Origin of the sequence: Streptomyces sp. NPDC057099, from assembly GCF_042671245.1 — a bacterium.
In the GTDB taxonomy this organism is placed as follows: Bacteria; Actinomycetota; Actinomycetes; order Streptomycetales; family Streptomycetaceae; genus Streptomyces; species Streptomyces purpurascens.
This window is the reverse complement of the sequence record NZ_JBHUTX010000107.1, coordinates 1-3,448: the sequence shown is the minus strand read 5'-3', so window position 1 is coordinate 3,448 and position 3,448 is coordinate 1. Positions and strand designations below refer to the sequence as shown.

General features: G+C 70.9%; 2 protein-coding genes. Both read right to left on the bottom strand.

The features are described from left to right. The coding region (locus ACFT4A_RS42285) for an amino acid adenylation domain-containing protein (protein WP_382842004.1) at positions 1-2,989 on the bottom strand (2,989 nt) is incomplete at its 3' end. Further along, on the bottom strand, positions 2,989-3,448 hold a 460-nt coding region (locus ACFT4A_RS42280; RefSeq protein ID WP_382842001.1), incomplete at its 5' end, for a phosphopantetheine-binding protein. The genes ACFT4A_RS42280 and ACFT4A_RS42285, both read right to left, overlap by 1 nt.

Genomic DNA, 3,448 nt, shown 5'->3' with positions numbered 1-3,448 from the left:
CGCACAAGACCTCTTCACGCACATCAGCCGGCCCCCGACCAACCCCCGCCACATACTCCGGCGCAGGAAGAGCCTTGCGGTCCAGCTTCCCGTTCACCGACAACGGCAGCCCATCCAGAACCACCACAGCCGACGGAACCATGTACGCCGGCAGGCGCCCGGCGGTGAAGCCCTCGACCATGCGGGCCAGCTCGGCGTCATCGGTGGCGTCGGTCCCGGTCGGCACGACGTAGGCGACCAGGCGGAGATCCCCCGGTGTGTCCTCCCGTGCGACGACCGCCACCTGGGCGACGGACGGGTGCGCTGCGACGACGGTCTGGACCTCGCCGGGTTCGATGCGAAGCCCGCGTATCTTCACCTGCTCGTCGGTCCGGCCCAGGTACTCCAGCTGGCCGTCGGTGTTCCACCGTGCGATGTCGCCGGTGCGGTAGAGCCGCTCCCCGGCGGGCGCGTAGGGGGAGGCCACGAACCGTTCGGCGGTCAGCCCGGCACGGCCGGCGTATCCACGGGCCAACTGCGTACCCGCCAGATACAGCTCACCCGCAACGCCCACGGGGACGAGGTTCAGCGCCGCGTCCAGGACATACACGCGCGTGTTGGCCACCGGCCCGCCGATGGGCACGGAACCGCCGCGCTGCGCGGGGTGACACAGCCAGGCCGTGACGTCGACCGAGGCCTCCGTCGGGCCGTAGAGGTTGTGCAGTTCGACGCGGTCCCCGAACACCTCGAAGAACTGGTCCCGGGTGGAGGCCGGCAGGGCCTCGCCCGAGCAGACCACACGCCGGAGGGACGTGCAGGCGCCTGCCGACGGCTCCGCCAGGAAGGCGTCCAGCATCGAAGGCACGAAGTGCAGTGTCGTGATTCTGTGTGCGCGCAGCAGCGTGGCCAGGTAGGAAGGGTCCCGGTGTCCGCCGGGCCTGGCCACGACGAGCGCCGCGCCCTCCAGGAGCGGCCAGAAGAACTCCCACACCGACACGTCGAAGCCGAAGGGGGTCTTCTGCACGACCCGGTCCTCGGCCGACAGACCGAACCGCTCCTGCATCCCGGACAGACGGTTCACGATGCCGGCGTGCGGCACCACCACGCCCTTGGGCCGGCCGGTCGAGCCCGACGTGAAGATCACATATGCCGGATGCCCGGGCAGCAGTGGGCCGCCGCGCTCGTCGGCCGTGACCGGGTCACTGTCCAGGTCGGCCAGCCGCGCGGCCACCGCCGGATCGTCCAGTACGACCCGTGACATGCCCTCCGGGAGCACCCCCGCCGCCCCTGTCGCCGTCACCACCACGGCCGCGCCTGCGTCCTCCACGACCGCTGCCACGCGCTCCGCCGGATGCTCCGGGTCCAGCGGCAAGTACGCCGCCCCGGCCTTGAGTACGCCCAACAGCGCCACCACCATGTCGGCGCCGCGCTCCAGGCACACGCCGACCACCGACTCCGGACCGACCCCCTGGCGGACGAGCAGCCGCGCGAAGCGGTTGGTACGCACGTCCAGTTCGGCGTACGACAGCTCGAATACGTCGGTGACGATCGCCGTGGCGTCGGGAGTGCGCGACACCTGTGCCTGGAAGAGCTCCGGCAGGGTGGCGGGCGCGATCTCCGTCGCCGTGTCGTTCCACTGCGTCAGCAGCCGGTCGCGCTCGCCGGTGGCGAGCACGTCGACCGCGCCGAGCCGCAGTTCCGGTGCCGTGACGAGGGATGCGAGGGCCCGCTCCAGACGTCGGGCCAGCTGCTCGACGGAGGCCGCCGTGAAGAGGTCCGCCGCCGCGATCACCGAACCGCGCAGTCCCTGCGGTGTTCCGTCCGCGTCGAAGACCTCGGCGGCGGTGACCTCGATGTCGAACTTCGCCGCGGGCGCCACCTTCAGGGCGTCCGCCGGCGCTGCCCCGTCGCGCCGGGGCAGCTCGGCCGTCGGCCCGTCGCCGGTGTTCTGCATGGTGAGCATCACCTGGAACAGCGGGTGCCGGGCCATCGAGCGGGTGGGGGCGAACTCTTCTACGAGCTTCTCGAACGGCACGTCCTGGTGCTCCAGCGCCGCCCACCCGGTGGTGCGCACCCGGGCCAGGACGTCGCGGAAGGTGGGATCGCCCGACAGGTCGGTGCGCAGTACGAGAGTGTTGACGAAGAAGCCGACCAGGTCCTCCAAGGCCTCGTCGGTGCGTCCGGCCACGGCCGTCCCGATCGGGATGTCGGTGCCCGCTCCGAGGCGGGAGAGCAGCACCGCGAGGGCGGCCTGCACCACCATGAACGGGGTTGCTCCCTCGGCTCTCGCCAGTTCCGCCAGGCGCCGGTGCACCTCCGCCGGGACCTCCAGCGGAATCTGGTGCCCTCGGTAGGAGGGCACCGCCGGACGCGGCCGGTCGAAGGGGAGCTCCAATTCCTCCGGGGCGTCGGCCAGCGCCTCGCGCCAGTGGGCGAGCTGCCGGGCGAGCACGCTGTCGGGGTCGTTCTCGTCGCCGAGCATCTCGCGCTGCCAGAGCGTGTAGTCGGCGTACTGGACCGGCAGCGGCTGCCAAGCGGGCTCCCGGCCCGCGCTTCGTGCCTCGTAGGCCGTGAAGAGGTCCCGGATCAGCGGTCGGGCCGACGCGCCGTCGCCGGCGATGTGGTGCAGGAGAAGCAGCAGCACCTGCTCGTCCGGGCCCGCGTCGAACAGCCAGGCGCGGAGGGGAACTTCACTGGACAGGTCGAAGGCGTGTCGCGACGCCCGGGACACGGCGTCGGGCAGGTCCGCCGGGTCGACCTGCTCCACCGCGAGTTCCCAGTCGAGCTCCTCGGCCTTCAGGATGTTCTGATGGGGCTCCCCCTTCGACACCTGGAACAGGGTGCGCAGAATCTCGTGCCGCTCGATCACATCGCGCAGGGCCGTGCCGAGAGTGTCGGGGTCCACCGCTCCTGGTAGCCGCAGCACGGTGGGAATGTTGTAGGTGGCGCTCGGGCCTTCCAGCTGACCGATGAACCACAGGCGGCGCTGTGCGTAGGACAAGGGAATCATCAGGAGTCCTCCTGGTCACGCATCGGCCGCAACGCCGGCCTTGCTGTCTGTTGTTTGCCGAGCTGTTGGGCGAGTGCCTCCACCGTCGATGCCTCCAGCAGCACCCGCAGCGGCACTTCGGCGTTCAGTGCGGTCCGGATCCGGTTGATGAGCCGGACGGCGAGCAGGGAGTGCCCGCCGAGGGCGAAGAAGTCGTCGTCGACGGCGACGCTCTCCAGACCCAGGGTTTCGGCGAACGCCTCACAGAGGAGTTCCTCGGTGTGGTTGGCCGGAGGCCGCCCGGCCTCCGGCGTGGACGAGTCCGGTGCGGGGAGCGCGTTGCGGTCGAGTTTGCCGTTGTTGGTCAGCGGCAGGGCATCGAGTTCGACCACGGCGGACGGGACCATGTGCTCCGGCAGACGACTCGCGGCGAACTCCCGCACCACCACCGACAGATCCCCACCCACCTCACCAGCCACC